Origin of the sequence: Microcoleus sp. PH2017_28_MFU_U_A, assembly GCF_020738035.1 — a bacterium.
In the GTDB taxonomy this organism is placed as follows: Bacteria; Cyanobacteriota; Cyanobacteriia; order Cyanobacteriales; family Microcoleaceae; genus Microcoleus.
Genome location: NZ_JAEQCX010000192.1, coordinates 1 through 7,670, shown reverse-complemented (window position 1 = coordinate 7,670; position 7,670 = coordinate 1). Strand labels below are relative to the sequence as shown.

At 46.1% G+C, this 7,670-nt stretch carries 4 protein-coding genes and 1 pseudogene; all 5 read right to left on the bottom strand.

What is annotated here, in order from left to right:
• Window positions 1-1,127 (bottom strand): annotated as a pseudogene (locus tag JGK14_RS33130) (hypothetical protein); the annotation flags it as partial.
• Window positions 1,128-1,529: 402 nt separating this feature from the next.
• The gene (locus JGK14_RS33125; protein ID WP_293324642.1) at window positions 1,530-2,135 is read right to left on the bottom strand and encodes a Uma2 family endonuclease; all 606 of its coding nucleotides are present in this window, start codon (window positions 2,133-2,135) and stop codon (window positions 1,530-1,532) included.
• A 296-nt stretch (window positions 2,136-2,431) separates the two neighbouring features.
• Entirely contained in the window at window positions 2,432-4,825 is a 2,394-nt protein-coding gene (locus JGK14_RS33120; RefSeq protein ID WP_325315974.1) for a transglutaminaseTgpA domain-containing protein, read from the bottom strand.
• 339 nt (window positions 4,826-5,164) lie between these two features.
• Window positions 5,165-6,238: a hypothetical protein gene (locus JGK14_RS33115; protein WP_293181761.1), complete on the bottom strand. Its 1,074-nt coding sequence runs from the start codon at window positions 6,236-6,238 to the stop codon at window positions 5,165-5,167.
• On the bottom strand, window positions 6,231-7,412 hold the full coding sequence (gene hetZ / locus JGK14_RS33110) for a heterocyst differentiation protein HetZ (protein WP_325315973.1): 1,182 nt from the start codon (window positions 7,410-7,412) through the stop codon (window positions 6,231-6,233). Before hetZ ends, JGK14_RS33115 begins: the two co-directional genes overlap by 8 nt.
• Window positions 7,413-7,670 lie beyond the last annotated feature (258 nt).

The window sequence follows — 7,670 nt, the reverse complement described above, 5'->3', positions numbered from 1 at the left end:
TCTGTAAGGCTAACACTGCATAATTTCAGCCCAAAAGCGTTTGGCTTCCAAGTTTTCACAACTGATAAAAAAATCCGACCCACATCTGCGGAATGTGGGATATAAGATGTGATCGCCATTTCGATATTCTGTGCTTTCTCTCCCCTGATTCTTTCACCGTAGGCATTGGCCAGATTATTTTGTATAGTTGCCCAATCTTGAGGGAAGGCATCGCGGGTGCGAACTTCTAAGGCGACAGTGCAATACCGGATCGCCATTTCGATATTGTGTGCTTTCTCTCCCCTGATTCTGTAAGTGTAGGCAGCAGCCAGATTATTTTGTATAGTTGCCCAATATTCGGCAAAGGCTTCGCGATTAAAAACTGTTGAAACAATTTCATAACAACTGATGGCAATTTCTAAATTAACTAATCTACTCCCCAAGGGAAACTGCTGAATTAGATTACCTAAATTGTGAATAACTGTGGCGATACCATTGGCTTGTGCCCCTTCTACTTGGGCAAGAGTATCATTTGCCCAAGCAGTTAATATTTGAACTAATTGTAAATCTAGTTTATCTAGGTTTTGTTGTAAAAAAATATAGACTTGTTGGCCATTGCCTTGGTCATCACCGACAGTTTGTAATAACTGCATTAAAAATGCGAGAGAGTCCGAATTACCCTCCTCACGCATCCCCAAGAGTTCCCCTACCTGACTGGCAAGATTTCGCAAATAATTAGCCCCATTCTCCTCTCCTTGCTCTGCCAAACTTGCCGCTACTGCCTCGCAAGCTTGCATAAACCCCAGATCCAGGAATTCCGAGTTAGCACTTAAAATTTGCGGTTCCTCACCGTTAGGACAACTCAGTAGCGCATTAATCAATTGCAGATAAGCAGAATTGCGGTCTGCATTTCCTCCCTGCGTCCCTTGAGCCAAAGCTTGACTAATTTGCCCCGCCAATTGCTGCAAAAAACCCGCATTTTGTTCGCCATCCGCCGCCATCCGACTCGCCACTTCCTGCATCACTTCAATCAAGCCTGAGTCAACTAACTCAGAGTGCTCCTGCAATACATTCCCCTCTTCCCCAGCCGGACAACTCAGCAGCAATTGAATCAGATTCAGGTAAGCTCGGACGCGGTTTTCATCCATGAGGCGTGACCTTCAACATTTTTTATTCCCTCATTTGTACCACAAATACAAGCAGCCCCAGCTAAACTGCAAGAATTATTTAATTTTCCAATCTGGCGGCCTAGTTGCTCAGTTTTTGTTGACAGATTACTTGATTTGTGTATATGAAGGTTTGTCTGACGTTCCTAGTTGGTCGATTTTGATGAGATAAGTAGTTTGCGATTCGAGAAAATACGGGACATCGCAGTGCCGATATATGGTAACTTAACCCCAAAGTCCGCCAGGGAATTAATTCCCCCTCTTATAGCGAAAGTCCTCTTGCATAGGACTAAATAAATAATCAGTCCGAGAGGACTTTTGCTTTTAGGTAGGAGTTTAAACCCCTCGCGGACTGCGGGTGTAATGCAGAGAAACCCGGCTTTTTTACCCGCCATTAAAAATTTGTTCCGCTGTCAAAGTCAACTCTGGAAATACCGCCGACTCAATTCTTTCATCTCCCCGAAATAGCTTAATCTGATACTCACCATCTACCAATTGACAAACCGACAAACTAGGCAGTTTTGGAGAACCAATATAACGGCTACCTCCCAAACCCAAATAATCGACAATCCAGTATTCAGCAATACCGAAAGCTTCATAGTCACTCATCTTGTGTGCATAATCATCGCGCCAATTTGTGCTGACAACTTCAATCGCGAGAGGAATGGATGAGCCTTGAGTAATTGTTGAGGATTTGGCCCATAAAGGCTCTAGCGCTAAAGCATCACGATTAACTGCTAAAACATCAGGCAAATAACCCGTTTCTTGTTCGGGAGATTTAACGAGGGCATTCTTGGGGAATCGATAAGGAAGTTGCAGCCGCCGAGTTTCTAGGATTAGTTCTGTCTGCAAAAATTCAACAACTTCTTCATGTTTTCCTGTCGTCTGCATCTCAATAATAACTCCGTTATGTAGTTCATAGCGTCCGTTTTCGGGCTTCCATTCCAGAAACTCATCGAAAGTTATTAACTTGGATATTGCTTGAATCATGGGAAAACCTCCAATGTTCTAAGATTAGTTTAACATTAAGAATAATTAGTATTCTATTTTAGTTAGAGGTAGATGAATAATTTGATTTTGATATTCATTAAAAAAAGAAGATTCCGAAATCAAAATTAATTTATCTATGTTTTGCCCAAGGCTTAAATTCGCACTTTAAATAAATATTATATAGCCTTTCTTGAAAATATGAGGCATGACTGACAGCTTATATAACTACTAAACCTGGAGGGCTAAAGCCCAACTACGTACCTCATATGAGACTTGCATTCCGAACGATCGAACCTTTACTTGAGGTTGGGGGTTGTGAATTTTGACAACCAGCGGTTTTTCAGTTTCTTTAAGTGCGATCGCCTTAAATTATCCACCAACCGCCGCAACTGATCCAAATTTCCCGCTTCGCCACCGTACTTCCACCGCACGTAAGCTTGCGAAACTTCCTCAATTACCTCAGCTTCATCGGTTGCATGATGGCCGCGCATTGCCTCAGCATACTCCAAAGGCGTTTGAGCTTTCTGCTTGGCAAATCCCCGACTCGCCAAATCCTTCAACATTTGCTGATAAACCCCCTCTACCGGCGGTAACTTACCCAGCCAACGCCGATAGCGCCACTTGCGCCACCCTTGCCAAATTAACCAGCCAATGAAGCCAAAGCCGATCGCACCAATCAACCCAGTAAACAACCCAACCCAACCCTTAGCAAACTGTCCCAGAAACCAGCCCAGAATCAAAGTGATCCAGCCAATTACAAAACCGATAACCGAATCCAGCCCGCTTCTCAGAGGCGTCGGTAGCCAACCCGCGATCCACTTCCAAAACCATTCCAGCGCGCTAAAAGTCTGGTTGTCTTCCACCGAAGCCGGCATCAACGGATAACCTGGAATCGGATTAAAACCAAACCAGCCGTAATTGGGAAAATATACTTCCGTCATCATGAAAGCGTCGGTATTTTTTACCACATACAAACCAGTAAACGGGTTGAACTCCCCCGTATCGAAACCGCCAGCCACTCGCGCCGGAATCCCGATCGATCTAAGCATAATTGCCAGTACCGTCGAAAAATGGTCGGGATATCCGCCTGTAACCTTTTTACCGTCTTGCGTGTTTTGATAGCCAAACAGAAAACCTTCGACTAAATCTTCTGTTTCTTCCAAGTAAGGCAAAGCTTTTACAAGTTTATAATTCGGATTTTGCTTCAAATATTGAGCTAAATACAAAGCTTTTTCGTAGGGAGAATCGATCGCCCTGTCTGACTTAGCTACTCTTGTTCTCGCCAACAAAATTTCTTCTGTTTTTTCTCGCACCTTGGCGGCAATTTTCGGCGGCACGTCCAAATAGAACTTGCGAATATTTTTCGGATAATTAGTACCAGTTTGCCCCAACCCGGAACGATCGCGAACAGGTACATTAGAAATCACCGTATAAGTCAAACCTTCCCGCAATTCCACAGGCGATCGCAAACCGCCCTCCGCATCCACCGCCACATCCATCGTCGGAAAATACAGTTCCTTCGGCTTAGCCAAAGCCGGAATCAAATTCGGCAACTGAGCAATAATAGTATAACTTTGAATCACCTCTTGAATCCGAGGCGCATTCGGAAAAGGATTCAGATAAAATTGAAAAGACCACCTAGGTCTATTCACCTTTTCAGCTCGATCGTTGCGAGAAATTTCCCAACCCTGACCAGTATACTTGTCAAAGCCCAACACCCGCCAAAAACCCGCCGCTTGCGATCGCACGCGCATCACCACTTGGGGTTTCATTTCCCCCCGCAAATTCTGATTGATGCGCTGGTTGAAACCGTAATAAAAAGTAGAGTCCACCTCTCCTGGCCCTTTGTCTGGGTTTCTCCCCCTTCCTCCGCCACTTCCTTGTTCATTTCCCCCTCTGACATACCCCGGATTTAAAATGCTGCGCGAGTCAAACTCCCCCTGATATTGAATGGGAGCACTGACAGGAAAAGTCCGCAACTGATAGCCCGGGAGGCGCGGCAAAAACGCAAAAATAGTCAGCCCCAACCCGAGAGTTATCGCTAGCAGCCAACCAAAATACTTGGGGGATAGAGTAGCAGCAAATAGTGACCAGTTCTTATTTTTGGCTGCACCTTCTACTTTCTGCTTGCTATCGTCTGCCTTGGAAAGTCCCAAGCGCGATCGATAATCCAACACCAAAGTCGGCAGCGCTAAAGCCAAAAACACCACTAGCAACGGCCCAAAAGTCAGCGTTTGACTGATAGTCGCCGCTACACTCAACAAAATCAACCCGATGACGATCGAATAGCCCAAATCTTTGCGGCGCGGCAAATCGAAGCTGTGCAGCACTTGAATGTGAATTAACAGTTGCGCCAAAACTAACCGGGTATCGTTCAATTCTCCTACCAAACGGGTAAAAAAAGCCAACAGCGCCACCAGCATGGCAATAGCTATGCAGAACTTAGCAGCCACATTGCGATCGCGGCGGCGGTACCAACTCCAAGTTGCCCCCACAATGCTAACAGGCACAGCCCACAGGTTCAGCGCTTCTTCAGCAGCAACGTCTGTCGCCACAATGCCCACAATTACCAACAACTGAACCAGGATTCGCAGCAGCAAAGAATCCTCAATCACCGGCGGAGGCATCGCCTCAATCTGCTCCCACAGCTTACCCAAAACAGGTATCTTTCGCAGGTTATCAGTTGTCATGTGCACCCATCCAACGATTTTAGATTTTAGATTTTAGATTTTAGATTGAATCCACAGATAAATCTGAGAGGGCTTTAACTAAAATCTAATTTTTTTTGCTTTTCACGAGCGAGGTCGGGGGATTGAATTTGTTTGTGTGTGAGGTCAAACCCTAGAGGAAAAACATACATTATTTACTCTAATTTTACCAGAAAGACTTGGCTTAAAGCCTCTCCCTTGTAGGGATAAAATAAAATTAGAGTATTCATTACTCCAATCTTCTTCATTCCAGGTAGAGGTAGCTGTCAACTGTCAACTGTCAACTGTCAACTATCAACTGTCAACTGTCAACTAAACTTTCTAGTTGCTATCTTGTCCTGACAAAACTGGACGAATAGCAAACATCAGAGGTCTAGTCTCGAAGTTTTGGAATCGAACTTCTAAGGCATAAATCTTATCCGGTTGCGGATCGAACAACTCCACACTTAAATGCCCGGAATTCGGACGATGTGCAGTTGCTTCGGCATCTCCTCCCTTGAGTTCCAAACTTCCTCCCCCAGGAAATTCGCATTCAACTCTTAAACACGGCCTTGGTGGTTCTGTATTGCGGTTGGACAGGTATTGAGCTTGCAGAGTCAGCGAACCCAAAGCTGTCAACCATTCTCGGGAAACCGGCGGCTGATTTACAGGACAATCCAAAGTTAGAGAGTCAATGATTTCTCGGGCGGCCAACAGCGACATGAGCATTTGTTGATCGGTAGTTGCCACTTCGTAATTCGGTAAATCTTCTACTTCTGAAGCTGTAATTCCTCTTGTCGCACCCAGAAGTACCATACCAGCTAATTCGTTAAGTTCCTGAGACTGGTCTGGAAACAAGCTATCTACAGCGCGGACTAACTTTGCTCCTTCCCGCAGTGACAACATTACCAATTCCTGACAAGGTTCTAGCAGTTGAGCAAAAACCCCTTGGGCGATCGGAATTGGCAGGCGACCCCATCTAATATTTTGTAGTTGGGGAGTCCAGATGTGTAGGGGGGGAACCCATTGGGGGGCTACATCGTCTGGGTAGTCGTGGTCGTAACTTTTAATTTCTGTTTCCCAGGGGAACAGAGGCGGGTTGGATTCGATTTCGGCTCTAAGCCTTTCTTTTAACAAGGTCTGAAAACGGTCTTGCACGGTCGGTATATCTCCAATAGTCAGCGGTTGTGCGGGTGCATTGCTGTGCCCCCTCACTTGATAATCCAGCGGGTCTGGTTCGTCCCATTCCCAGTATTCCACCCCAGAATTGTCTTCGTTGCCCCACTCTTCTGAAGAAGGGGGCAGATTGAAGTTCTCCTCATCTTCGCTAGAGGCATTCTCGATCGGCGCCTGCAATACCCAGTCTAAGAAATGGCGCTCGAAAGCCTCTGCATCCCTGTTCGTTTCGTTATTCATCACTAGATGCCCCTTCTCCGGAATCTGAACGATTTCGTAATTCCCAGGCAAGTTCGAGTAATTTAAACCACCGTTTCTGTACCTGGGCTACCGTGCTGCCGAGGGTTTGCGCGATCGCTGACTCCGACAGACCCTGTTGCTTCAACTTTAACAAACGCTGCCCCTCTGGCCCGATTTGGTCGCCAAATATCTGCCACTGGGAAGGCAGCAAACCCAGATTTTTATCTAAGTCTGCTTCCAGCCACTGGTGAACCAGTTCCCAGCGGTGCGACATGGCAAACCTGAGCAAATGGTACTTAAAGCGTTGCTGCAAATAGTCTCTTTGACGGGGAGTTATGTTTAGAAGCGACTCTATTTCATTAGTCGGCAAGTCTTGCAAGCGCAATATGAAATAATCAGCGCATTCTTGTTGGTTGCGCTCTTTCAAATACGCCACTAATTCATCAATCACATTTTGCCGCAGAGATTCTGACTCTTCGCCTTGAGGGCGAATTGCCGAGGAACCCTGTCCTGCCATCGCTTCCCGCACCGAGTGCACCGACGTGTCGTTCCAAGTTTGGTCGGAATCTGAAGCCCCTCCATCGGCGGCTTGTTCCATATCCACGGAGGTTTCTTTGGGTTGCTGCTGGGAAAAAGTTTGGGCCCGCAAAATAATTAGTTGCTGGCTCCGGTTGCGAGGCAAGGGAATGCGTCGCTTGCCAAAACGCTCTACAAAGGCCATGTACTCTGCTAGTTCTAAGCGAGTGCGAGGACTGTAGGTAGGTGGCAGTTCGGTTTCCCGCCGGAATGCCTTTAAAGCTTCCAGATAAAATCCTTGCAAGAAATCTTTGATCAGTTCTACTCGCGCCTGATAGCTAGACTGCACCTGTGGAGGGGTGATGTAGCGATAGACGATCGCGCTGAGGGTACTGTGCAATTCTACTCGCCCGGGCCCGGAGCCTAAAGTGTAATAGTGGAGGCATTGTTGCAAGCGGTGCTGAGCTATACTCTGGGCTGAACCCTCTATGTCTCCCGAGTTTTGAATTCTCTGACTTTCTGTGCATATCCTGTTGACTTCTGCTGCGAGTCGCCCTGCTACATCTTGGCAATTCTGCTCAGACGCGCGAGTGGACTTTTTGAGTTCGTCTAACAGCAGTTGAAATATGGTTTCCACGCTCTGGCAGATTTCCCGCATGATTGTTTACAGCTCACATTGAAATTAGCACAGTTAGTAGCAGTATGGAGATTTTTTTTCTACCGCTACTTGCTCCGGTATTTCCGGCACAGGACAAACTGCAATGTCCTCGATCTCCTGTTCTACAAAAATTAGGGGGTTAGAGCCTCGTCCTTCCAGGACTACTTTATTCTAGAAATCCTGTTGCCATTTTGTAGAAATTGGGTAAAATCAAACAAGGAGGTGATGCAAGTGTTCAATCTGACTTATGAATTCAAA